Source organism: Bacillus sp. NPDC060175, assembly GCF_042728695.1.
Taxonomy (GTDB): domain Bacteria; phylum Bacillota; class Bacilli; order Bacillales; family Bacillaceae_G; genus Bacillus_A.
Genome location: NZ_JBHWYR010000008.1, coordinates 51,252 through 74,123 on the forward strand (window position 1 = coordinate 51,252; position 22,872 = coordinate 74,123).

Annotated in this window: 27 protein-coding genes and 1 pseudogene; 8 read left to right on the plus strand and 20 right to left on the minus strand. The window is 31.8% G+C overall.

What is annotated here, in order from left to right:
- Positions 1 to 166: 166 nt before the first annotated feature.
- From ACFWDE_RS06765 to gabT, 3 genes are all read right to left on the minus strand, one after another.
- Positions 167 to 1,051 carry a GNAT family N-acetyltransferase gene (locus ACFWDE_RS06765; RefSeq protein ID WP_377890973.1) on the minus strand — a complete coding sequence of 295 codons (885 nt, stop codon included), beginning with the start codon at positions 1,049 to 1,051 and terminating at the stop codon, positions 167 to 169.
- 255 nt (positions 1,052 to 1,306) lie between these two features.
- Entirely contained in the window at positions 1,307 to 1,996 is a 690-nt protein-coding gene (locus ACFWDE_RS06770) for an MOSC domain-containing protein (RefSeq protein WP_377890975.1), read from the minus strand.
- 14 nt (positions 1,997 to 2,010) lie between these two features.
- Entirely contained in the window at positions 2,011 to 3,336 is a 1,326-nt protein-coding gene (gabT, locus tag ACFWDE_RS06775) for a 4-aminobutyrate--2-oxoglutarate transaminase (protein WP_377890977.1), read from the minus strand.
- A gap of 129 nt (positions 3,337 to 3,465) precedes the next feature.
- Here gabT and ACFWDE_RS06780 point away from each other — a divergent pair, with 129 nt between their 5' ends.
- A complete protein-coding gene (locus tag ACFWDE_RS06780) occupies positions 3,466 to 4,374 on the plus strand; it encodes a LysR family transcriptional regulator (protein WP_377891087.1) in 909 nt (302 codons plus the stop codon).
- Positions 4,375 to 4,469: 95 nt separating this feature from the next.
- Here ACFWDE_RS06780 and ACFWDE_RS06785 read toward each other — a convergent pair whose 3' ends face one another.
- Positions 4,470 to 4,733: a hypothetical protein gene (locus ACFWDE_RS06785; RefSeq protein ID WP_377890979.1), complete on the minus strand. Its 264-nt coding sequence runs from the start codon at positions 4,731 to 4,733 to the stop codon at positions 4,470 to 4,472.
- 63 nt (positions 4,734 to 4,796) lie between these two features.
- Positions 4,797 to 5,921 (minus strand): C45 family autoproteolytic acyltransferase/hydrolase, encoded by a 1,125-nt coding sequence (locus ACFWDE_RS06790; protein WP_377890981.1) that lies wholly within the window; start codon positions 5,919 to 5,921, stop codon positions 4,797 to 4,799.
- A 344-nt stretch (positions 5,922 to 6,265) separates the two neighbouring features.
- Here ACFWDE_RS06790 and ACFWDE_RS06795 point away from each other — a divergent pair, with 344 nt between their 5' ends.
- The gene (locus tag ACFWDE_RS06795) at positions 6,266 to 6,640 is read left to right on the plus strand and encodes a hypothetical protein (RefSeq protein ID WP_377891089.1); all 375 of its coding nucleotides are present in this window, start codon (positions 6,266 to 6,268) and stop codon (positions 6,638 to 6,640) included.
- Between the two features lie 78 nt (positions 6,641 to 6,718).
- Here ACFWDE_RS06795 and ACFWDE_RS06800 read toward each other — a convergent pair whose 3' ends face one another.
- Positions 6,719 to 7,762 carry an aspartate-semialdehyde dehydrogenase gene (locus tag ACFWDE_RS06800; protein ID WP_377890983.1) on the minus strand — a complete coding sequence of 348 codons (1,044 nt, stop codon included), beginning with the start codon at positions 7,760 to 7,762 and terminating at the stop codon, positions 6,719 to 6,721.
- Between the two features lie 129 nt (positions 7,763 to 7,891).
- Here ACFWDE_RS06800 and ACFWDE_RS06805 point away from each other — a divergent pair, with 129 nt between their 5' ends.
- Positions 7,892 to 8,758: a LysR family transcriptional regulator gene (locus ACFWDE_RS06805; protein WP_264540788.1), complete on the plus strand. Its 867-nt coding sequence runs from the start codon at positions 7,892 to 7,894 to the stop codon at positions 8,756 to 8,758.
- Between the two features lie 73 nt (positions 8,759 to 8,831).
- On the opposite strand, the gene ACFWDE_RS06810 is transcribed toward ACFWDE_RS06805, so the two are convergent.
- Positions 8,832 to 9,437, minus strand: a complete 606-nt coding sequence (locus ACFWDE_RS06810; protein ID WP_002148017.1) for a PRK06770 family protein — start codon at positions 9,435 to 9,437, stop codon at positions 8,832 to 8,834.
- A 76-nt stretch (positions 9,438 to 9,513) separates the two neighbouring features.
- Complete coding sequence (locus ACFWDE_RS06815; RefSeq protein ID WP_219918387.1) at positions 9,514 to 10,287, minus strand: HAD family hydrolase; 774 nt, start codon at positions 10,285 to 10,287, stop codon at positions 9,514 to 9,516.
- Between the two features lie 342 nt (positions 10,288 to 10,629).
- Here ACFWDE_RS06815 and ACFWDE_RS06820 point away from each other — a divergent pair.
- Positions 10,630 to 11,380 (plus strand): annotated as a pseudogene (locus ACFWDE_RS06820) (arginase family protein).
- Between the two features lie 40 nt (positions 11,381 to 11,420).
- Here ACFWDE_RS06820 and ACFWDE_RS06825 read toward each other — a convergent pair.
- Both ACFWDE_RS06825 and ACFWDE_RS06830 read right to left on the minus strand, forming a co-directional pair.
- On the minus strand, positions 11,421 to 12,080 hold the full coding sequence (locus ACFWDE_RS06825) for a chloramphenicol acetyltransferase (protein ID WP_377891091.1): 660 nt from the start codon (positions 12,078 to 12,080) through the stop codon (positions 11,421 to 11,423).
- The gene (locus ACFWDE_RS06830; protein ID WP_377890986.1) at positions 12,080 to 12,976 is read right to left on the minus strand and encodes a CPBP family intramembrane glutamic endopeptidase; all 897 of its coding nucleotides are present in this window, start codon (positions 12,974 to 12,976) and stop codon (positions 12,080 to 12,082) included. Before ACFWDE_RS06830 ends, ACFWDE_RS06825 begins: the two co-directional genes overlap by 1 nt.
- Positions 12,977 to 13,360: 384 nt before the next feature.
- On the opposite strand from ACFWDE_RS06830, the gene ACFWDE_RS06835 reads away from it, so the two are divergent.
- Positions 13,361 to 13,564, plus strand: coding sequence for a cold-shock protein (locus tag ACFWDE_RS06835; RefSeq protein WP_377890988.1), 204 nt, complete (start codon positions 13,361 to 13,363; stop codon positions 13,562 to 13,564).
- 86 nt (positions 13,565 to 13,650) lie between these two features.
- Positions 13,651 to 13,836, plus strand: coding sequence for a cold-shock protein (locus ACFWDE_RS06840; protein ID WP_000286202.1), 186 nt, complete (start codon positions 13,651 to 13,653; stop codon positions 13,834 to 13,836).
- 42 nt (positions 13,837 to 13,878) lie between these two features.
- Here ACFWDE_RS06840 and ACFWDE_RS06845 read toward each other — a convergent pair whose 3' ends face one another.
- Both ACFWDE_RS06845 and ACFWDE_RS06850 read right to left on the minus strand, forming a co-directional pair.
- Positions 13,879 to 14,430: a GNAT family N-acetyltransferase gene (locus ACFWDE_RS06845; protein WP_033718163.1), complete on the minus strand. Its 552-nt coding sequence runs from the start codon at positions 14,428 to 14,430 to the stop codon at positions 13,879 to 13,881.
- A gap of 119 nt (positions 14,431 to 14,549) precedes the next feature.
- Complete coding sequence (locus tag ACFWDE_RS06850; RefSeq protein ID WP_002148028.1) at positions 14,550 to 14,717, minus strand: hypothetical protein; 168 nt, start codon at positions 14,715 to 14,717, stop codon at positions 14,550 to 14,552.
- A gap of 203 nt (positions 14,718 to 14,920) precedes the next feature.
- Between ACFWDE_RS06850 and ACFWDE_RS06855 the strand changes: the two genes are divergently transcribed.
- Positions 14,921 to 15,469, plus strand: coding sequence for a hypothetical protein (locus tag ACFWDE_RS06855; RefSeq protein WP_264540784.1), 549 nt, complete (start codon positions 14,921 to 14,923; stop codon positions 15,467 to 15,469).
- 71 nt (positions 15,470 to 15,540) lie between these two features.
- Here the strand turns inward: ACFWDE_RS06855 and ACFWDE_RS06860 are convergent, their stop codons facing one another.
- From ACFWDE_RS06860 to ACFWDE_RS06880, 5 genes are all read right to left on the minus strand, one after another.
- Complete coding sequence (locus ACFWDE_RS06860) at positions 15,541 to 16,935, minus strand: protoporphyrinogen oxidase (protein WP_377890992.1); 1,395 nt, start codon at positions 16,933 to 16,935, stop codon at positions 15,541 to 15,543.
- A 158-nt stretch (positions 16,936 to 17,093) separates the two neighbouring features.
- Entirely contained in the window at positions 17,094 to 17,243 is a 150-nt protein-coding gene (locus ACFWDE_RS06865; protein WP_219918382.1) for an aspartyl-phosphate phosphatase Spo0E family protein, read from the minus strand.
- 236 nt (positions 17,244 to 17,479) lie between these two features.
- Positions 17,480 to 18,430 carry a hypothetical protein gene (locus ACFWDE_RS06870; RefSeq protein WP_377890994.1) on the minus strand — a complete coding sequence of 317 codons (951 nt, stop codon included), beginning with the start codon at positions 18,428 to 18,430 and terminating at the stop codon, positions 17,480 to 17,482.
- A 148-nt stretch (positions 18,431 to 18,578) separates the two neighbouring features.
- Entirely contained in the window at positions 18,579 to 18,725 is a 147-nt protein-coding gene (locus ACFWDE_RS06875; RefSeq protein WP_258236994.1) for a hypothetical protein, read from the minus strand.
- Positions 18,726 to 18,935: 210 nt separating this feature from the next.
- On the minus strand, positions 18,936 to 19,529 hold the full coding sequence (locus tag ACFWDE_RS06880; RefSeq protein WP_219918380.1) for a helix-turn-helix domain-containing protein: 594 nt from the start codon (positions 19,527 to 19,529) through the stop codon (positions 18,936 to 18,938).
- A gap of 138 nt (positions 19,530 to 19,667) precedes the next feature.
- Between ACFWDE_RS06880 and ACFWDE_RS06885 the strand changes: the two genes are divergently transcribed.
- Positions 19,668 to 20,555, plus strand: a complete 888-nt coding sequence (locus ACFWDE_RS06885; protein WP_377890997.1) for a DMT family transporter — start codon at positions 19,668 to 19,670, stop codon at positions 20,553 to 20,555.
- Between the two features lie 25 nt (positions 20,556 to 20,580).
- Here the strand turns inward: ACFWDE_RS06885 and ACFWDE_RS06890 are convergent, their stop codons facing one another.
- The 3 genes from ACFWDE_RS06890 to ACFWDE_RS06900 all read right to left on the minus strand — a co-directional run bounded on the left by ACFWDE_RS06890 (position 20,581) and on the right by ACFWDE_RS06900 (position 22,751).
- Positions 20,581 to 21,090, minus strand: a complete 510-nt coding sequence (locus ACFWDE_RS06890; protein ID WP_377890999.1) for a GNAT family N-acetyltransferase — start codon at positions 21,088 to 21,090, stop codon at positions 20,581 to 20,583.
- 172 nt (positions 21,091 to 21,262) lie between these two features.
- Positions 21,263 to 22,189 carry a GNAT family N-acetyltransferase gene (locus ACFWDE_RS06895; RefSeq protein WP_377891001.1) on the minus strand — a complete coding sequence of 309 codons (927 nt, stop codon included), beginning with the start codon at positions 22,187 to 22,189 and terminating at the stop codon, positions 21,263 to 21,265.
- A 37-nt stretch (positions 22,190 to 22,226) separates the two neighbouring features.
- A complete protein-coding gene (locus ACFWDE_RS06900; RefSeq protein ID WP_377891003.1) occupies positions 22,227 to 22,751 on the minus strand; it encodes a GNAT family N-acetyltransferase in 525 nt (174 codons plus the stop codon).
- Positions 22,752 to 22,872 lie beyond the last annotated feature (121 nt).

Consider the following 22,872-nt stretch of genomic DNA (forward strand, 5'->3'; position numbering starts at 1 on the left):
ATTATATTATGCAAATTAATATTTAACATTATTAAATGATAAGCATTAATGACTTTTCGGTCAATAAATGTGCTTTCTATTATGTAAATACAAAACCGCATTCTTAATGAAAAGAATACGGTTTTGTATCTATATTTCTTCAATAAAAAAGCATGTAAATTAATATTTAAAACTCAGTTAATACCGGGAATTTATAACCTTTAAAATCTAATTCTTTATTACTTCGAACCATTAAATACTTACTAGTCTGTAATTCTGTATATTGTACATCATCAATTCCTAATTGATCTGGGTAGAAATAAAATTCAATCTCCGTAAATTCCCCAGAGATTTCCTCACATAATTCATCTAAAATCGGAATTACCGGCGCAAATACTCCAAATAATTTTAGTTTTTGATTTTCTACTGTAAAAACAATCAGCGCATCTAATTTCTCTGAATAATAAAGGTTTTCATTCCATGTTGAATCATACATATTTAAATAAAACGAAGAGCGGTAATTTAACGTTGAAAATTTATTAGAAAGCCTTTGGCCATTTTCAATAATCTCATGTATTAATTGTCTATCCTCTTCATTATAAAAATCTAACTTTTTAAGTTGAGAATCTTTATCACTCTTGTTTTCGTATGATACTGTCATCAAATATTCTTGCACAATTTGAAAACCAAATGGTTTATATAGTTCTGGATTTTCAGTAAACAAGACCGCACACTCGCATTGCTCATCAATTTCCTCTATCATCTTACTAAACAATTGTTTCATTAATCCTCGTCTACGATAATTCGGATGTGTCATTACTGATTGAATACCCGCTGCATTTATTTTTTCACCATTAATTAAAAGCGGAAGTGAAAATGCCGCAACATTTGCAATCGCTTTATCATCTTGTAAAAATGATAATGCTTTATATGTATAATCCCAATACCCTTTCTCCGAAAAATCATTCAATGTTTGACTTGTAATCCCAAACACTTCTTCAAATAAAGGAAATAACTGTTCTCTTCTCGGTTTTTCTAATAGAAAGTTTGCCATTTTTTCAACATTCCCCATGTTGTCCCTCCATACGTCGATTCCATTAATTTAGATATACTTATATGACCTGCTCTCAAAAAATAGGCCTTTCAAATCAATATAGTATCATAAAACTTTTAACAATGGTTTAATTTATTTTATGTTTTGATTATTAAAAAATAAGTCGAATAAACTAATATTAGGATTTTTGAATATTAATTAGTTTATTATATAAAAATAGTGCTTTCTAATTAGCTTTTACTAATAGAAATGCACCATTTATAAAAAAAAAATTTATTCTTTCGTTCCTTCAAGCCTCTCCTTCGTATTGATTTCTTCTCCGCTCATACGCTTTTCAAATGTCTTTCTCCAACTAGTAGAAAGTGCATTTACTTCTAAAATTCTTTTTAATCCTTCAATATTTAGTTTTTCCTTATGCATGATACGATTAGCAAACGCTACTGTAACACCTTTTGGATCAGACTCCAGCCGTTTTAACGTATCGACTGGTGATACCCACCCTTCTTTTAATACACGAAAATAAAACCCTGTGTATCCTGTATCTTGAAAATATAATGGCAACTTTGGAATATTATATTTCTTCGCTAATTTAAAACATGGCTGTCTTGGTTGCGTTATTTGTACAATCGCTTCTCCAAATTGAAACATGTCCCCGATACAAACATCCTCTTCTCGCATTCCTCTTACCGTTATATTTTCACCGAAAGCTCCATATACAAGTTCTTGATTCAACTCTTTTTCCCAGTAAGGATAATGGTCACCAGTATAAACACAAACCGCTTTATCTACCCCTCCATGATGAACTAAATCCGCCTGTCCGTCTCCATTAAACTTTAAAAATGATAAAAAAACAGGTTCCTTTACTTGCTTTTTATTTATCCCTGTTTGAATTAACTTCCCACCATACATAACCTCTTTTGGTAATCCTATATTTAAAGATAGGATTTCATATACTTTAGTCATTCAAATCCCTCCTCTTAATTGCGGCACAACTTTTCAAAAGACTCATTTATTATTTCAAACCCTCTATCTATTTCTTCGTTTGAGATAACTAGAGGTGGTAAAAAGCGTAGTACATTATCAAATATCCCCGCTCCAATACTTATAAGCCCATTCTTCCAAAAATCTTCAATTAGCTTTACTGTTAGTTCTTTTGCAGGTTCTTTCGTTATGCGATTCGTTACAAGTTCCATTGCAACCATCGCACCGATTCCACGAACCTCACCAATCACTTCGTACTTTAATTGCATTTGATGTAGATGTGACATTATTCTATTTCCAATTTGCTGAGCCCTTTCAACTAGATTTTCTTCTTCCATTATTTCAAATACAGCAAGACCGGCTGCACATGATAACGGACTCCCGGCAAAAGTTCCACCAATTTGTCCTCTCCCAGGAATGTCCATCAACTCCGCACGACCGACAATAGCACTTAATGGTAAACCGCCAGCAATTGATTTTGACAAAGTCATTATGTCAGGTTCTATATGAAAATGTTCCGTTGCAAACCATTTCCCTGTTCGGCCAAATCCAGTTTGCACTTCATCCATTATCATTAAAATACCGCATTGATTACAAATTTCTCGTAATCGTTTTACAAATGAAATGGAAGGAACAATAAACCCACCCTCCCCTTGTACTGGTTCCATTACGATTGCTGCTACTTGTTCAGGTGATACTTCTTCTAAAAACTTTTCAAACTGATAGATGACTTGAGAATCCACTTCTTCAAGAGAAACTCCTTCTTCAGCTCTGTAATAGTACGGATACGGCAATATATACATGTCTGAAACGAACGGACCAAATCCTGCTTTATATGGATTTTCTTTGGTCGATAAGGACATTGTCATTAATGTTCTCCCATGAAATCCTCGTTCGAACGAAATTACTTTACTCCTCCCTGTTACTTTACGTGCGATTTTTACAGCATTTTCAATCGCTTCCGCACCACTATTGGCAAACATCGTTTTTTTCTTGCTTGTACCTGGCACTTTCTCATTAATTTTCTCAGCTAAAGTAATATAATTTTCATATGGAGTTACATGAAAACAAGGATGTATAAATGATTCTGCTTGTTTTTGTACCGCTCTTACAACTTTCGGATGACAATGTCCAACATTTTGCATACCAATTCCACCAGCAAAATCAATAAACTGATTTCCATCTACATCTGTTATTATCGCTCCCCTTGCTTCTTTTACATATAAAGGCGTTAAATGATATATTCCTGTCGGTACAGCCTCCTCATACCTTTTTTGAAGTACTTGTGAATAACTGCCCGGTAATACGCTAGATTTCAACAATTCTTCTTCACCTCATCTAATTTTTTAATCAATCCATTTCTGATAAAGTGATTATAAATCCCACAAAACCATTGTTCAATTCAATTATTTATATAATAATGATAGGTATATCCTATGATTAAACTTGAGGTGATTTCAATCGAATTACGACAATTAGAATACTTTTTAGCTGTTTCGAAAGAATTACATTTCACAAAAGCAGCCGAGAAATTAAATATTTCACAACCTTCACTAAGCCAACAAATACGTGCATTAGAACATGAAATAGGCATGCCACTTTTCGATCGAATTGGTAAAAAAATATCTTTAACTGAAGCAGGAAGAGTTTTATTATCGCACAGTAAAACAATCTTTCATGAAGTCGAACAAGCCCGTTCTGCCATTCAAGATTTAAACGGATTACAGCATGGATCCTTAACAATCGGTTCATTGTTAACCGTCGTAAATTATTTATTACCACCAGCCATTTTAAATTTCAATAATTTATATCCGAATATTGAACTTTCTGTATTAGGTCTTCGTACAGGAGAAATTCGTGAAAAATTATTACAAAACGAATTAGATATTGGCATTACATTTCTCCCAGTGCAAGATAAAGAGATTGTTTCTATCCCACTATATAAAAGTGAACTTACATTAGTTATTCCAATCGGTCATCCTTTAAGTGAACGTGATCACGTGTCTATCAAAGAATTACAGAACTACCCTTTAATCCTTCTACCAAAAAACTTTTATTTAACAGAATTACTTACGACCTATTGTCAAAACTTTAGCTTTAAACCAAAACCAATTTTAGAAATTAGTACGATGGAATCTTTAATTCAAATGGTTTCAAAAGGTATGGGAATTACAGTGTTACCCAAACCGTATATAAACTTTTTGCAAAGTGAGCACATACAAGCTATTAAAATTGAAAACCCCACTCCAACAATAGATATAGGACTTATTTATAGAAAAGATAAATATATGTGCGCTTCTACCCGGGAATTTATTGAGCAACTAAAAATAACAGTACATTCTCTACAAAAAAAAGCATAAAAAGAGATTATCCTATGAAGCCGCTGCACAACGACCTAATAGAATAATCTCTTTTCATTATGAAATAAAACCGATACGTATAAACTCATATAATTTTAGTGTACCTTTTTTGAGATTGGAATATACTTTGTAAAATACGCCCCCACTAGCAACAATACAATTGAGACTAGCCACGTAAAAACACCGCCAAAACGAAACCAATATGCAAACAAATTTAAGATTGCAATTAAAAAGCAACAAATAGAAGTTAATGAACTTTTTAACCCTTTTATCCCCGCTTTTTTTCTTTTTTGATAAGTAACATACATTGAGATAACCAGAACAAAAATAATAACAATTGGTAATATACCTTCCAACAATGACATCCCCTCCAATATATTTCCACTCCATTTCATGTTACCATCTTATTCCTACATACCTTTTTACCTTTTAGGAATCAAATCATTTTTCTCTTCTCTCCAAAAGTCAGCATAAGCTTTATTTTTAAAATTCACATTCACCTCAATAAACGGAAGACTTTCTCCTACTTTCAATGAATACCAATCATTTAAAAGTGGCGATCCGAAACAAATATTCATTGTACAATCCTGTAAATCAAATAATACAGAATGCAAAGTCCCAAACCATTCTTCATAATTATGTACAGTCAGCCCTACAGGATATTCTTCTTCTACTAATCCTTTTAAAGACTCCATGCTCAACTTTTCATTTCGATTTAAATGTTCATGTAAAATGTGATATCTCTTTGTAGACTGTTCTAATTTCCTATTATTTAATTTCTGAATAGATGAACTAACTGCATGGTTTGTTGATACGATAAAAGCTTGATTGTCATCATCAATCGTTGTTATGGATTTATATCCGTCAAATATTTCAATATGTGCTGCATTTAAAGGATCAGCTACAATAATATTAATATTACTTGCAATTGGCATTTCGTCTATTAGTGACTTAGCCTCCTGTACATTTTTGCATTTCTCCAATAATACTCGAATTACCGCAAAACATTGTAAACCACTTACCATTGGCTTTCTTAAACCTTCAATATTTCCTACTGGTTGCCCACATGCTGAAAATGTAACAGATAATCCATGCTCGTTCACTCCTTCTGTCCGGCCAAAGTATTGAGTAGAAAAACCACTATGTGCATACGCACCTTCAACATGCGTCGAACAAAAACGCATATCATCAATTTTTGGTGACAAATCATAATTTCTTAATACATATGTATGCTCTAAATCAGTTTTTTTAGGCAATACTGCACAATGACTACAACCTGCTTTTAATAGTGTTTGATAATAATACATCATATTTTTAGAAGGAATTTTTAACACTTCACAAAAGCCTTCAATTTCTTCATTTATTCCTGGACAATATTTATTTAGTATTTTTCTAGATTCTGTCCAATGGTTATCCAATATTAAATGTTCTTCCTGCATAAATTGTGGAATGAGGTACAGATGATTTTTTACAAATTCCCCTTGCTGTTTTCCAATTTCATAATGGCTTCCTTTTAATGATGAAAAATACCCTTTTACTTTATACATTATAATTCCCCCTCACACTGAATATATCCATATCATACCAAATGAATTTTATTCATTCTTGATGTTTTTCACTATCTTCCCTTCACGTCATCCCTTTTGAAAAATCTCAACTAATAATTATTTGCTAGCTAATTAAAACCTTGTTAATATTACCGTAATAGCAGATTTCCGTAATAAATTAGTTTGATATCAAATGAGCAACACACTCTATTGAACCCATTTATAAGCAATCATCTAGTTCATGAAATTAAGAAACTTACTTATCAGAACAAAAGGAGAATATATTTATGAGTAATTGCAAACCAATTGATGAATTAACTATTGAGGACCTAAAATAAAACCCAATATGGGAATGGGCAATAGATGAAGAAGAAAACGAAGAACGTGATGAAACATGGGTGAAACCAGCGGCAACTTCTAATTTTACAGAAGAGTTAAACGGTTCAATAGTACTAGGCAAATTACTCTTACATAATGGCGAGAAATTCTCTATGATGTGTGAAATTAATATTGAAAATGACGAGGTATTCCTTAGTTCTGTTGTTTATTATAACGAAATAGAAGATGAGTATATTGCTATAGAAGATGTAGTGAAAAAACTTGAACTACCTTTAACAATTCATATAAATCTTACTATTAATGAAGAACCTACAACTTTAATATTTTCTGCGAATAAAGTGGATATTTATAAAAATACTATAAAAACTAATTTATATTAAATTCTCACTAAAATAAGAACTAGGATACTTTTATAATCATTAGTTTCCTAGTTCTTATAATACATGTGTATGTCTATACTAAATAATCTCCTTTTCCACCAACGTCTCTGCGATTTGAACTGAATTCCAAGCCGCACCTTTTAATAAATTATCGGAAACGATCCAAAGATGGAAGCCTCTTGGTGTATCAGGATCTTTTCTAATTCTCCCGACAAATGTATCTATTTTCCCTTCTGCATATAATGGCATTGGATACAGCTGTTCACTAGGGTTATCCTGTAAAATAACACCTGGTGCATCCAGCAGTACTTCTTTGATTTCCGCAACAGTTGCTTCTTTTTCAAGTTCAATATAAACCGATTCTGAATGTCCTGATGCAACTGGAACACGCACACAAGTAGCTGCCATTTTCAAGTTTTGGTCTCCAAAAATTTTCTTCGTTTCTTGAATCATTTTTACTTCTTCAAATGTGAAATCATTATCTGTGAATATATCTACTTGTGGTAGTACATTAAACGCAATTGGATAATGTTTTTTATCTTTCTTCACTGGTAATATAGTACTCTTAAACTTTTCACCTGCAAGCATTGATTTAGCCTGTTCTTTTAATTCATGAATCGCATGGATTCCTGAGCCTGATACAGCTTGATACGTTGAAACGATAATTCGTTCTATACCAAATGATTTTCGTATTGGCTGAAGAGCTGTTACCATCTGTAATGCTGAACAATTCGGAACTGCAATAATACCGTTATGTTCCTTTAATGTGTGCGCATTTACTTCTGGAACAACGAGAGGTACACCATGTGCCATTCGGTATTCACTTGTGTTATCAATTACGACTGCGCCACTAGAGACTGCGTGATTGGCAAATTGTCTAGAAACTTCTCCCCCAGCGCTAAAAAAGGCAATATCTATACCTTCAAAACTAGTTGTTTTTGCCTCTTGTATAATTATCTCTCGTCCTTTAAATTGCACTACCTTACCAGCGGACCGTTTTGACGAAAGTAATGTAACTTCAGCTATATTAAACTTTGTTTCTTGTTCTAACAGTTCAATGATTTTCTGCCCTACTGCACCTGTAGCCCCAACAACAGCTACATGATAGCCCTTTTCAATCATCTTTTCTCCTCCAATATCGCTTGAATAAATTTCTTCACAACTTCATTTTAAAAGAAATTTATTCATTTGAAAAATTGAAATACATGATATAATCATTCACAAATCATGATAATAAAAGAGGTATCATTTATGGAAATGAGACATGTTAAAACATTTTGTGCCATTGTTAAGCACAGCGGTTTTTCCAAAGCTGCTCATGCGTTAGGTTATGCCCAATCTACTGTAACAACGCATATGAAAGCATTAGAGAACGATTTAAACATTCCTCTTTTCGATCGATTAGGCAAAAAAGTACTTCTTACAAAAGCGGGTCATCAATTTCATCCGTATGCATTAGAATTACTTGCTATTTATGAAAAAGCGCAAGAAATCCCTCAAAATAGTGATGATTTAGAGGGAACATTAACGATTACATCTAACGAATCATTAGCAGTGTACCGGTTACCACAATTATTACGTACTTACAAACAAGAAAATCCGAAAGTGAATATCGTTCTTGAAACAAATACAAACGAGCAAGCAATGAAAAAGCTACGTGAAGGAGAAAGCGATGTTATCTTCCTAATTGGAGAAAGTATAGAACATAATGATTTTATTACACGTACTTTTAGTAATGAAACATTTGGATGGATTTTACCGGCTTATTCCTCTGCACACGCAAATCCATTCCAGTTATTACAGGACACCCAGTTTATTTTTACAGAACAAAGCTGTGGCTATAGACCGATGGTAGATCGTTTTTTACATCAAAGCGGGAATATTCCAGATAAAACATTTGAAACTTCCAATGTTGAAGTAATTAAACAATCCGTTATGTGTGAGTTAGGCATTTCAATTCTTCCTTATATTGTTGTACAAGAAAGTTGTCAAAAAGAACAACTATGTTTTCAGCCTATCGAAACTCCAGCCGTTATTCAAAGTCATGTAATCTATCATAAATCTAGATGGATCTCCCCGGTACTACAGTCGTTTCTTTCCTTACTAGAGCGAGACTAAAAATATTAAAAAAGTGCATACAAAAAAGAGTAACTGCCTAAAAAGCACTTACTCTCTTTCATTGCTAAGTATATTATTTATTAGCCTGTCCCCCACCTGCAATTAATTTGCTACCCGAATATGTACCTTTTTGCATAAACACTTGATTAATTAATTCTTTTTGTTCTGCTTCTGACATTATTCCTTTCCCTTCTCCTAAGTTCCCACTTTGCAATTTCCAAATCTTATTGTGATCCGCATCGACTTTTTCATATTTTCCTTGTTTCCATCGTTCTAAAATGTCAACATATGTACTTCCCTGTACAAGATCATTGCTCTTTACAATATCAATTAAACTTTCAATACGTTCTTGTGTGATAAAAATATAGCCCCACTTTTGATCGGCTTTCGTTTTTTGATGTGCCATTTCATGTAATGCTGTCTGTATGTGCTCATCTGTCCATTTAAAATTTTTATTAAAACCGCTATTTGGTAATGAATGATTGCCATTTTCTAAAAGCTTCGCCTCTTCTGCTTTTACATTAATATCAGCTAACACTTCTATTGCGGGAGCTGCTGGTGTTGTCTTTTTCGCAGCTGGTTTACTATTATTTAAATAATACAGCATACCATATGTTAAACCTACTCCAATTACTGCCATACCAGCTATAATACCGATTATTTTAAATAGTGTTTTCATCTCGCTTGTTTCCTCCCAAATATCCCTTTTCATAATTTCTATCTATTAAAAGCAGGTGTAGCATATTTTTTTCATACTAATTAATATAAATATAACTATTACTTTCCAAAAATGTAGCAACGCCATCTTCATCGTTACTTTTCGCAATAAATTTAGCAACTGATTTTAATTCCTCAACAGCATTACTCATCGCTACACCAATCCCACACTTCTCTATCATTTCCATATCATTGTAGTCATCTCCAAATGCAATCACTTCAGATGCGTCTCGATTTAGATGCTGTAGAACATGTTGAATGCTATTCCACTTCGAAACTTCTGCATGCATGATTTGACACAATGTTCCGTCATCTGTAATGACTGCATTGCACTCAATAGGCAATTCTTTAGTGAAATCCTCATTTATTGGTCCTTTCGTACAAACTATTACTTTCGAAGCTTTTTCAAAGTTCAACTCTCTAATATCCATAACTTCACACAGTACATTACCGAAATAATCAGTAACATCAAAATTTGAGTACAGTTTATCATTTATTTCAAGGCAAATCTGATGGAGATTATATTTTTTTGCTATTTCTATAATCTCTAAAACGTTATTTTTAGAAACTTTCATTTCATATAAAATATCATTACCTTTAAGAACAAGCGCTCCGTTATAACAAATAATAATCTCATTCTTTAACACGTTGGGAATATATTGGTTTATAGCTCTTGGAGGCCTTGCCGTAGCAAAAATTAGTTCGTCTCCATTATTTTTGCACTCCCTTAAAATATTAATAGATTTCTCTGAAATTGTTTTATCACTTCTTAATAAAGTCCCATCAAGATCTGAAATTATAATCTTTTTCATGTTTTCATTTATTCCCCCTTCAAAAATTATACTTGATACAATAAATACTAGTTGAACTAATCTACCTTATACAGGCGATTGATCTCCCACCTAACTTCTTTATCCCAGCTTGATTTTGAACCTTACTACCAGTTACCGTAAATACTAGATAACTCTATTACATGATTACTATTTCCTAAATCATATGTATATTTCCTTATATTGTATTTCTTTTCTTTGTAAATTGAAAGATTATTCTGTCTAAAAATACCTTCTTTTTCAAATGCAAATTCTACTTTAAGCATTTCATTTTAAGTTTATAAAAATAAATGTTAGCCTAATATTTAAAGGAGATGAATAAATATGAGTTTATTGTATAACGGTTTAACATTTTTAAACTTTGATGATACGTATTTATTACAAAATAAACTACATTCTTATTCTCATGAAGATATTGATTTTACTCATTTAGAGCACTCAAATCTGTATTGTGAAAACCCTTCTTTAATGCATATAAAAAGGAATTACTTTTATTGGTTTTGGAAATTATCATTATGTATCTTATTTATTACTAGAAGAAATTAAAAAACCATTTAGCCTTATACTATTTGACCATCATACTGATATGAACTTAAAAGGAATGAATAAACAAACTCTTATTTCCTGTGGGCCATGGGTATCGTTTGCTCTTCAAAATAATCATAAATTAAAGAAAGTAATTATTATTGGTCCTTCTTCTTTAACAATTCACTCTAATGATTGTTCATGCGTAGAAGTTTTCCCGATAGACATATCCCATGAAATATCCGTATATACACTCCTTTCACATATTCATACAGAAATAATACATGTAAGTGTTGATAAAGACGTTTTAGATCCAAAAGTAACTATTACAAATTGGGATCAAGGACATATGAAACTACCTAAACTTTTAAAATCTATTCATACTGTCATTATGAATAAATCTGTTTATGGAATTGATATTTGTGGTGAACTACCAGTTTATCCTTCTCAACTTTTCTTACCTAAATATACAAACGCTATTAAAAAAAATGAAACAGCAAACTTACAAATTTTAAAAATAATATATAATTCGAATTTTACATATGCATAAAAAACAACGAGTGCCATTTATGACACTCGTTGTTTTCATACTATGCACGATGTTCTTGTAACCACTCCGTAATAGCATCTAACCTCGAAACATCAAAACGTCTATCTTCACATACGTTTAAGCTGTTTAAACTTTTCACAATTTCTAATTCATTCGACTTTATACTTTTTGCTTCAATCAATTTACAGTACCCGTCTGTGACGGTATTTAAATTTTCATAATAACGCCGCAACGGTTTTGATATATGTAAATGTTTTTCAAAGTTTCTTCTGCTTCTCGTCTCATCAAATTCTTTCCGTTTTCTAAGTTCTTCATCATTCGTGTACAAATAAAAATATTGATCTGGAAAACCAATTTCCCTATTTATCATCTTTTCTTTATAAAAGTTTTCTATTAAAGATAAGGGCTGATTAAATATATCAAAATGAAAACACCAATTATAACTAAGTGGCTGATATATATCCCCATCAAGTATTACTAATTCATATTGCTGCGACTTTTGCACTGCTATATTCCAGCGCTCTACTTGTTTTTCAAAATACCATGTTCCATGTTCATTTTTTGGTCTTTCAAATAAAAAATTCACTTCAGGTATAATGAATGCTCCATAATTGTTTTCTAGTTTACGGCATGTGCTACTCTTACCAACAGCACTCGCTCCCTCAAACGCTATAATCCCCATAGTTTCCCCCACTTTTATTAACTAAAATCTCGTTGTTTCGCTCTTCTCCCCCATAACTGTCTCCATAAAACAATTGAAGCGATAGAAAGCATTATTGTTGTAATAATACTACCTTCAATCCCAAATGAGCCTCCATGAAGGACTTCATTGCCATTTGTTACAGGTTTAAATAGTGGTGTTGAATATATCGTCATTCCACTAACAGCAAAGCCATAGACGTTATATTGCGCCCAATTCCAAATTGAATGCCACGCGCATATCCCCCAAAGACTACTGTCTTTTAAAACGTAAAATGCTGCAAATACACCAACTAATATTATATTCGATATTGAAAGAATTGTAATTCCTGGATTAAGCAAATGAAGAAAACCAAATAAAAAGGACGTCACAACAATCCCAATCCATATACGGCTTCTAACAGAAAGAACTGGGAATAACCAACCTCGTACAACAATTTCTTCAGTGGCCCCTTGTATTAAAAATGCGACTAAAGACCCTGCAATACCAAATATAGCTGTCAGCGTAATTTCTTGCATTTGTAGTTTTACATTTCCTGTTAATACGAGTAAAATTACTGGTATCGAAATGAAAATAAACCCTAATAGTGCCCCTCTCAAATACTTTCTCATCCATTGCTCATTCCAAAAACCAATAGATGAAAATGATCTTTTCTCAACAAATTTAATCCATAAAAACACAAAAAATATAGCCCCGCCAAACGTTAATATCATCTCAATATTGTTATACATTGCCTTCATAAAGGTTGTTTCTGTTTTCGGTAAAAACAGCATAAATAACATAAATAATTCACCTAAAGTTAAAAATACAATAGCAAGTATGACAGCGAAAACAGGATGAACTTTTCTTCTTCCTTCTTTTGCTGCTTCAATTATTTTAAATTGTTTATTTTGCAATATTCTATCCTCCTAATTATTGTAATCATCTGTATTCTTAAAATATATATATCATTTCCCTTAAACATACTTCTTTATATAAATGATTTCTGTTTGGAATACATTCAGATTAGGAATAATATATAAATAAAAAAGATGTCTTTGCGCCTTTTACCATTATCGCCCAAATTACTCACTGGTATTACCAGCACTTGCTATTTCCCACCATTTGTTGTAAGATAGTAATTAAGGTCAATTTAGTACTATATTTTCTTTGCATATTATCAAGTATCAATCAGGAACATTTTGTACTCCTTATGGGTTTTTGATAATATGTGAACTTTTATTTTCAATCGAATAAGGCCGATCATATTGTAATCTTTTTAAATTTTAGGAGGCATTACCATGACATTAACAGGTAAAGTAAAATGGTTTAACAGCGAAAAAGGTTTCGGTTTCATCGAAGTTGCAGACGGTAGCGATGTATTCGTTCACTTCTCAGCTATCACTAGCGACGGTTTCAAGTCTCTTGACGAAGGTCAAGAAGTTAGCTTCGAAGTTGAAGACGGTAACCGTGGACCTCAAGCTAAAAACGTTGTAAAGCTATAATTCAATCAATAAAAAGGTTGTTAACCGAGCTGGTAACAACCTTTTTAATATATAACTAAAAATTTTTACATAAAAGGAGTGGTTACATGTATCGCAATCGAAAGAACGATGTAGCAGAAGTACCACCAGAACAAACCCCTGTTTGGGAATGTGAATCAGAGGATTGTTTAGGATGGATGAGAAAGAACTTTTCATTTGAAGAAGAGCCTAAATGCCCTTTATGTAAAAGTAGTATGAAAAGCGGAGAACGTTTATTACCTAAAATAGGTTGATTTTTACAAGCCCCTCTTATTTTAAATAAGAGGGGCTTTTTATTAATAATGAATATCCTCTACATCTGTTCGTACAATAGAATACATTAATGCATCGTGTTGTTTATTTCCTTGATGAATATATCCACGTAACAGCCCTTCTTGTTGAAAACCTAATTTAGATAACATATTACACGAAGTTATATTTTCAGGATATGTAATAGCTCCAATTCTAAATAATCCTAAATCTCGAAATCCATAAGTAATAATTTCTCGAGCAGCTTCAGAAGCATAACCCTTCCCCCAATAACGAGGATGCAAATCATATCCAATCTCTGAGCGTTTACTCCAAAGTTGTAAATTATTTAATCCAATTGTTCCTACTAAAGTATTTGTGTCTTTTAATACAATGCCCCAACGCATTGCCTTTTTCTCAAAGTAATTTTTCGAAAAAGATTCAATCATACGTGAAGCTTGTCCAAACTCAGTAAAAGAATTCATACCGTAATAACACGTTACCTCATCCAATGAGAATATTTCATATATTTTTTGACAATAAGATTGTTCTATTTCAACTAAGCGCAAGCGTTCCGTTTCTAATATAGGAAATGCCATAACCATAGGATCACTCCTTTCTCTCTACTAATTTATTATAGCAGAAAAAGTATTTATAATTAGGAAAGTCCTCAATGTCCCACAAATCAAATATTTCTAGCGCCGCTTTTCCTCATTTTCTATTTATATGCAACTAACGCCCAATGACATGGAGCTGTTTGTCTCCAGTTTACACTTGAAAACCCAGTTTCTCTTAGAAGAGTATCTAACTCATTAACGAAAGGATATACTTCTGTACTATCCCACTTCTTCCCAATTCGTTCTCTCGCTTCAAGAGTACGTAACAATTACACCCCCTCCTGTTACTCTTTTCTCATCTTCACTTAAAAATATGTTTTATTCTTTTCATTTCTATCACTCCGCTCGTACTAAGCTATTTTATAATTTCGATAACATATCCACCTTTCCCTTCTAAAACAACAACCTAATCCATACATTCATGTTAAAATATAGAAAATAAGTTTTTTTATTATGGAGGTGTAAAATTCCTATGTATATTTTCATCGGCTTATCCCTCTTGCTCATTTTACTCATTTTTTTATTCGCAAAAAAATTCACACCAAGCTCATTTATGATGACAAGTTTTAAAGGAAATAGCTTTAAGACATTTTCAGTTGGTATATTAATCGCTGCCACACTCTCTCTTTCATACGGAATGTATCACGCAGCAACATATCAGCCTAGATATTTAGATATTAAATTACAAAATCAAAATTTCACTGTTTTCGGTAATGTTGGTGAGTTTGGTTATTTCTCAGAGGAATTACTAAAAAAAGATGCAGAAGTTGAACTGTATTTTGTCTCTTGGGAAACATTACAATTAAATAATCCAGAAATAATAGTAGACTACCCTTCAGGCAAACAGAAAACATGGAAGCCTAATATAACAATAATACCTACAAATAAATTACAAGAAGAACATAATATTAAAGAACTTTATCAACTCTCACCGTATTCCTTTGAGGAATCCGGAAAAATAACTTTAACTATTAAAGAGAATAAAACATCTCATAAAAAGATTGCAATTAATGTGAAATAATTACAAATAAAATGTCCCTCCATTATGTTGGAGGGACATTTTATTTACATATGTATTCAATATTATTATTTTTACTGTTCATTCAATGTCGCAATTATTTCATTGGCAGTATTCTTTCCGTTTCCAATACAAGCACCAATTCCTACACCGTAATATGAAGCTCCAGCTAAGTATACATTAGGATAAAGAGCGGCCAATTTTTCTTGTAATGATTGAACAGCTTGATTATGTTCTAAATGATATTTCGGCATTAAACCTTTCCAATTTGTAACTTCAATTACTTCTGGTTCACCTTGAATTCCAAGACTCTTTTCAATATCATGTAAAGCTACTCGTACTAATTCCTCTTCACTATAACTTTTGATCGTTTCATACACTGGATTAGTACTCTTATAAAACATTCTTACTAATAGCTTTTGTTTACCCGATGTATGTTTCCACTTCCTGCTTGTCCATGTGCAAGCATCACAATGTAAATCACTGTTTTCCATTACGATAAAACCTGTGCCGTCAGCCGGTAGTTGTTCATCTAGTATGTCAAAACCTAAGTAAATACTTATAAGCGATGAATTTTTAAATTTATTAAAATGCTCATTTAACTCATTAGACTGTAATAAAGTTTGTGCGATATCATGTGGAGCTGCTAAAACGACATAATCAGCTTGTATTGTCTCATGATTTGTAAAAGAAACCTCATATCGATCCCCTTTTTTACTTATCGCTGTTGTTACAGCACCTTTTTTAATGACAGTCTCCTTCAGCACTTCTTCTAAGCGATTAATAATCGTTGATAGTCCCCTTTTAAATGATACAAACTTTTTATTTCCTGCTGATTGAAATTGTTTTTTATTCTCTTCAAAACCTTTAATAATACTTCCGTATTTATTTTTATACTCAAGTAAATATGGTAACGTAGATGCCATTGTAAGCTCATTCAATTTACCGGAATATACACCTGAAAGCACAGGTGCAATTTGTCTTTCCACTAACTCTTTCCCTAAAAAACTTTCTAAAAATACAGCAAGTGATGTATCCTTTGTAAACTCCTTATTTTTCGTAATAAAATCTTTTAAAGCAACGACTTTCCCTTTTTTTGAGACTAGCGTACTGCTAAATAATGATTCAACACTCATAGGAATCCCGAATATAGTGTCAACAGGAATTGGATGTAATATGTTATCAGAGTATATGTAAGAAATACCTGTTTCGTTATATACCATTTCATTTTCTAAATTTAAATCTTTTACAAGCGGCAAAACATGTTCATTACGAGCTACGATAGAATCTGCTCCAGATTCCATAATAAAATCATTTTCTTCCACACTGTGGATTTTACCACCTAAATACTCTTCTTTCTCAATAAGGATTAAATTTAAATCCATATTATAATCCTTCTTTAATTTTTCCAAATAAAACATAGTAGAAAGTCCAGTAATACCTCCACCGATGACAACGACTGTTTTCATATTTGCTGTGCTCCTAACCGATACAATTAATAATTCCTTTATTATTATAACCAAAAATTATCATAGTCGACTAGCAGCTTGCGCATTCTGTAAGAAATTAGACAATATATATGAATAAAAAAGAACTATAACATATTCAACTCACGTCATAGTTCTTTCTATTTTAAAAACATAAACCAATTTATTAATTTATCTATTTCTTGGCTGAGTTCTATTACTTTTTCATGTTGAAGTCCATAATTTGAGACTAGATTCAATAATTCTTCTTTTTTCATTTCAATTACTTTTTCTAACTTCACTAATTCCATGTCGTCTTTATTCGCTCCAATTTTAAAATATATGTATTATAGTATAGCCTACTTACATAATAAGTAAAAGTCTCATACTAATGTAAAATCTTACATATTTGAAAAAACAATATACTACTAACAAAAAAAGAGACTTAAACTAAGTCCCTTATTACAGAAGAATTTCGTATTTCTATTAATATGTTACTAAACCTTATGAATTTGTGCCATTTACTCTTATTTAAATTTAGAACCTGTTACTCATTAATAATACAACGGAATTTATCTAACGTGATATTTTCATATTCTGGGACTCTTTTCAAGTGGTCAAAATAACTATATGAAAATTTAAATATATGTCCAAAATCCCAATTTAATTCATTATAGTCTTTAAGCCAAAATACGTTTTCTATCGGAAGTGTATCAACTTGTTTTGCTTGTATGAGAGGTAGATGATCTACTGGAGAATTCAATATTAATTGCGCATTTGAAGTTAAATTACGACTTTCTCTAAGTACATAAACTAGCTTTATTAGTGGCTTTACTCCTCGTTGAAATAATTCTATATGTCCTAAGTCATATAATATATTAATTGCATGCGAAAAAGTAAGCATATGACCAATTAAATCGTGATGTGATTCCGCCCTATATATAATATTAAATTTAGATAACTCATTTAAAATAAATTCAGATAATTGTTTTGGGTTTTTAATTTCACTTTGCATCTCATCATTATTTATAATTAGTTGCTTTACTTCTTTAGTTGTAAAACCAATCCAAGATCTACCGGGAATTGTTTTTTGAAACGATAATATAAGATTTGCTATATTATTAATATCTTGCTCACTCCCCCAATGACCTAACTCCTTAATGGCTAGTAAACTTAAAGAAGCGTAAATTACATTATGACCAACCCAATGGAGTTCATCAATCGTTTGTTCCAAAGATTTGATTATCGTTTCTTCAGCACTTTGATAATCAACACCTTGTTTATTATCAATTGTTTTGCCTAACCTTTGCTTATGGAGCATCATTTTCGCTTGAGAATAAATGTGACAGGCCGTTTTTTCATCAATGTTATTGTTTTTCGTAAAAAAATAACTAGCAATTGCAGCTGCTCCGAAATGTGCATACCAAATATCATTTGTTTCTTTTTTACATTGAGATATAATTGAAAGCCCATCTTTTAATACACTTATATTTCCCATCTCTATTATCCCCTCTAAACCCTAATAAAAATGGCCTTATAGCATCTACAAAGTCGCCAAAAAGCCCGGTAAAACTCTTGAAACGTTTTCTCCTTTACAGTTATAAATTTAAATTGACCCTGCCGCTCAACAATAATTAAATCTGCTTCTAACAATATTTTGAGATGATACGATCGATTAGACTCATCTCTAATGTAGTCTCAATTTCTCTACAAGTATGTTTGTTTTTATTATGAAATAAATAACGAACAATTTCGATACGTTTCACTTCTGCTAATGCCTTAACTATTTTCACTCTGTGTTCATCTGATTTTTTTATTTGATAGTCATTGAACTATCTTATTTTTGTTTTTTTTGTCAAATCCCTCCGCTTACTTAACATAAAAAGTAGAGAGTAAATGTGTATGTATTTATGGGGGAATATTCAATTACACACGCACCTATTTACGTAATTCAAAATTGCTAGCATGTTACCACTTTGTATTTCCCTAAGGCGGATACACCCTTAACTTAATGACGGTGTTAACACAAATAAGATATGATTCATTTCACTACTCTTATTCAAAAATCTATGTTTCACGTTCGGGGGAATACGCACAACGTCCCCTTCTTCTAAAAAATATTCGTTCCCTTCCAATTCCACATATACTTCCCCTTTCATTACAACCGCAATCTCTTCCTTATCTTCATGTGAATAATGACTTTCCGTCGTATTTGCATGTCTATTTAAATCCATCATTAACATTTCAATACGAGCTTTCATAAAATCTGGTGTTAATACATCGTAAACAATATGATCATTATTTTCTCGGTAAACCTTTTTACGATCTGTTTTCTTAGAAATGAGTGAATCTGTATCAATATCATTTATAAAAAGTGTAAACAGCGGTACGTTTAATGCTTTCGCTATTAATTCTAATACACTTAAAGAAGGATTAGCATGTCCCCTTTCAATTTGACTAATCAGTGAAGTACTGATTCCTGCATAATCAGCAAATTCACGAATTGTCATATTATTTTTCTTACGATAACTTAAGACAGTTTGACCTAATCGATAATGAATCATAACAAAAACTTCCTTTCGTCTATCATAGTGCATGTTTTATCCCTTTTGTGCTGACATACTAAACAGAGACAATTAATCCTTCCTTATCTCATTAAAGACTTATATACTAACTCTTGTACATTATATTATATACAGTTCATTATAATAAACAATATATCGGAGGGACAAACTTTGAAATCACCTATTCTTTCATATTTCATCTTATTTTTCGGCGTGTTTGCCTTATCAACTTCAGCAATCTTTGTAAAATTAGCGGATGCCCCTACAGCAATTACTGCTTTTTACAGATTATTGTTTGCAACGTTAATTCTTATTCCATTTCTAATATTTAATAAGGATAATCGAAACGAATTACGCTCTTTATCAAAAAAACAATGGGGATTCGGACTATTATCCGGATTATTTCTAGCAGCACATTATGTACTATGGTTTGAATCATTACAATATACTTCTGTAGCAAGCTCTACAGTTATCGTTACGTTACAACCTTTATTTTCAATGCTTGGAAGCCATTTTTTATTTAAAGAAAGGTTTACGAAAGGTGCCATTATAGGGTGTCTCATAGCAATTTCCGGAAGTATCGTAATTGGATGGCAAGATTTCCAAATTAGTGGAGAAGCATTATACGGAGATATTTTAGCTTTCATTGCAGCCGGAGTCATAACAGCCTATTTTTTCATTAGTCAACACGTTCGTAAAGATTTATCTCTGATACCATATTCAGTAATTAGTTATGGCAGTAGTTCACTCGTTCTCGGTATATTTGCTTACTCGCAGCAGTCATCTTTCTTCAATTACTCAGCACAAACATGGTGGTCCTTTATAGGCTTAGCATTCATTGCAACGATTTTAGGACAAACAATTTTCAATTGGTTATTAAAATGGATGAGTACTACTGTTATTTCAATGAGTATTTTAGGAGAAACGATTGGAACGTGTATATTAGCGTATTTCATTTTGAATGAAACGATTTCGTTACAACAAGGTGCAGGTATTTTACTTATTTTTATTGGATTAACATTATTTTTATTACAACCGTATCCTAATAAAAAAGCATGACATTGTATTGTCATGCTTTTAACTATTAATTATGTACAATCAAACCACCCGGTCTAAAACGACTCATCATAATTTCATTAACAAATTTCCCATGAGCCTTCAAATTCCCTACCTTTACACCCTCTTCTATAAATCCAAATTTTTCATATAAGGCTTTCGCTCCAGGGTTCGTTTCTAACACACCAAGCTCTACTCGCTCTATCATTAACCAATTGTCAGCAAGATCCAGCATTTTTGTAAGAAGTGCTTTTCCTATTCCTTTATTGTGATATTCGCTGTCTACTCCAATAAATAAATCTCCTGAGTGAGATCTACGTCCAGAACTTTGGGTTAAACCGACAAATCCAACAACTTCTCCATCATATTCTGCAACAAATTCAAATTGATTTGGTGCTAAATTACGAATTCTATTCTCCATCGCATCTACACGCATACTAGGTAAGAAAACCATATAAGGTAAAACATCCTCTTGAATGCATATACGATGAATTGCTCTAGCATCTTGTAGTTCTACTGCTCTAATGTTAATCCCCATCTTTTCCCCCTCCATTCAAATAATCATATAGATATTCTAATATGCAATGCGAAAATCCTTCCTAACCTTAATTAATCATGTTATTTTTATATAATTATTCCAGTATAATAACATTTTTAAAACTCAACACTTTTCACTCTAAACCACTTAAAAAAATCCAAGCGATTTTATTTTAACTATTCACCCGATTATACAATTCAAGTAGTTCCTCTACAGCAATATTATTTATTTTCATACCTGTTATATCACTATTTTGTATTTCAACATTTTTAAGATTACAATTAATTACTTTACTACCTTCAAGATCGCATCTTTCAAAAGAAATAGACTCCTTACCTTCTTCAAGGCTCGTATCTTTAAATTGAACTCCACCTAAAGTCACCAAATTAAATTTACTGCCTGAAAGATTTAAATCTGCATATGAGGAGTTCCTTAGATTTATATTTTTAAACTTTGATTGACTTACATTACAATTACTCATGTTCATATGCATTACATTGCTATTAACAAATGAACTATCCTTTAAATTCACCTGATAATACTCTGTATTTGCCAAATTACAGTTTTCGTATTGCCCACTTTTCATATCTTTATTTTTAACTAAGTTCTCTTCGCTTGAATCTGTCTTTATTCTTTTTACATAGCAATATTCATCTTCTGTTTCAAAAATTGTCTCAAAGCCCATTTTTTTATAGAAATGATGATTATTAACTTGTCTACTAGACGTCTCAAGATCCCAAATCCTTACGCTTGGAAACTCTTCTTCTATAAACTTAATAGCCAGTGATCCAATCCCTATCCCCTGATGAATAGGATCCACAAATATACGATCAATTCTACCGTAAGACTTACCAGAAATCGTAACTATAATTCCACCGACAATTTCTTCATCCATTCTAACTTTAAAATAATCCAATTCTTCAATTGAATATATAGTCATCTCAACTGAAGAATATCCTGGTGGCTGAATGTTATAATCAATTACACCATCTTGATCACACAACCATTGTTTTGCTTCTTCATCAAATGTTCTTTTCATTATTTCTGTTAACTTTTCAGCATCTAAAATTGTAGCTTTTTCAATAGATATTATCGTCATTTCATTTTCCCCTTAATTTTCATAAACAAATTAGTTACTAATTTACTTTCGTTTTTATAAATTTCCCCATTATTACATATGGAACATCATCTTTACTTGGATGAAAGGGTTCCAATACATTCACCCAACCTAATTTTGCATATAAAGAACGTGCCTTTTCATTGTTTATTTGTGTTGTTAAAACGCTCGTTTTATTTGGAATCCCTTCTAATAATCCATTATGTAATTTCGTCCCAAGCCCCTCATTTCGATATTCTGGGTGAATTGCTAACTCTACAAATTCAAAACAATCTTGTAGCCATCGGTCTACTTGTTCCGAATTTAATGCTTCTCTCATTAATTGATTATAGTACTGTCCTTCCAAAGAACGATAACCATAAGTAAAACCAACTACTTCATTTTCATCATTTATTGCTACTGCTCCTTTAAAATCTGTATATCCCATATGTCTTGTAATTCGTTCTACCATTTCATCAAAATTTGTTTTATTAAATACTTTACAATATAGTTTTGCCATATTAATAATTATGGCTTCATCTTTTCTTATGGGTAATATTGTCATTTTATCACTCCTATTTTTAGTGATTGTATTTACCAGCACTCGTAAATAATTATAAAATAGAGAATTTTTCATTTCTTTTTTTATATTAACCTATTATTCATTATAAGTGTTTAATTATTAT

Bases quoted from the DNA above. Each gene is read 5' to 3' on its own strand.
- ACFWDE_RS06900 (WP_377891003.1), bottom strand. From the start codon at position 22,751: ATGACAATATTACCCATAAGAAAAGATGAAGCCATAATTATTAATATG.
- ACFWDE_RS06880 (WP_219918380.1), bottom strand. From the start codon at position 19,529: ATGCACTATGATAGACGAAAGGAAGTTTTTGTTATGATTCATTATCGA.
- ACFWDE_RS06770 (WP_377890975.1), bottom strand. From the start codon at position 1,996: ATGACTAAAGTATATGAAATCCTATCTTTAAATATAGGATTACCAAAA.
- ACFWDE_RS06805 (WP_264540788.1), top strand. From the start codon at position 7,892: ATGGAAATGAGACATGTTAAAACATTTTGTGCCATTGTTAAGCACAGC.
- ACFWDE_RS06890 (WP_377890999.1), bottom strand. From the start codon at position 21,090: ATGGGGATTAACATTAGAGCAGTAGAACTACAAGATGCTAGAGCAATT.
- ACFWDE_RS06865 (WP_219918382.1), bottom strand. From the start codon at position 17,243: ATGGAATTAGTGAAGTTAGAAAAAGTAATTGAAATGAAAAAAGAAGAA.
- ACFWDE_RS06845 (WP_033718163.1), bottom strand. From the start codon at position 14,430: ATGGCATTTCCTATATTAGAAACGGAACGCTTGCGCTTAGTTGAAATA.
- ACFWDE_RS06800 (WP_377890983.1), bottom strand. From the start codon at position 7,762: ATGATTGAAAAGGGCTATCATGTAGCTGTTGTTGGGGCTACAGGTGCA.
- ACFWDE_RS06855 (WP_264540784.1), top strand. From the start codon at position 14,921: ATGTATATTTTCATCGGCTTATCCCTCTTGCTCATTTTACTCATTTTT.
- ACFWDE_RS06840 (WP_000286202.1), top strand. From the start codon at position 13,651: ATGTATCGCAATCGAAAGAACGATGTAGCAGAAGTACCACCAGAACAA.
- ACFWDE_RS06835 (WP_377890988.1), top strand. From the start codon at position 13,361: ATGACATTAACAGGTAAAGTAAAATGGTTTAACAGCGAAAAAGGTTTC.
- ACFWDE_RS06895 (WP_377891001.1), bottom strand. From the start codon at position 22,189: ATGACGATAATATCTATTGAAAAAGCTACAATTTTAGATGCTGAAAAG.
- ACFWDE_RS06765 (WP_377890973.1), bottom strand. From the start codon at position 1,051: ATGGGGAATGTTGAAAAAATGGCAAACTTTCTATTAGAAAAACCGAGA.
- ACFWDE_RS06790 (WP_377890981.1), bottom strand. From the start codon at position 5,921: ATGTATAAAGTAAAAGGGTATTTTTCATCATTAAAAGGAAGCCATTAT.
- ACFWDE_RS06815 (WP_219918387.1), bottom strand. From the start codon at position 10,287: ATGAAAAAGATTATAATTTCAGATCTTGATGGGACTTTATTAAGAAGT.
- ACFWDE_RS06870 (WP_377890994.1), bottom strand. From the start codon at position 18,430: ATGGGAAATATAAGTGTATTAAAAGATGGGCTTTCAATTATATCTCAA.
- ACFWDE_RS06860 (WP_377890992.1), bottom strand. From the start codon at position 16,935: ATGAAAACAGTCGTTGTCATCGGTGGAGGTATTACTGGACTTTCTACT.
- ACFWDE_RS06810 (WP_002148017.1), bottom strand. From the start codon at position 9,437: ATGAAAACACTATTTAAAATAATCGGTATTATAGCTGGTATGGCAGTA.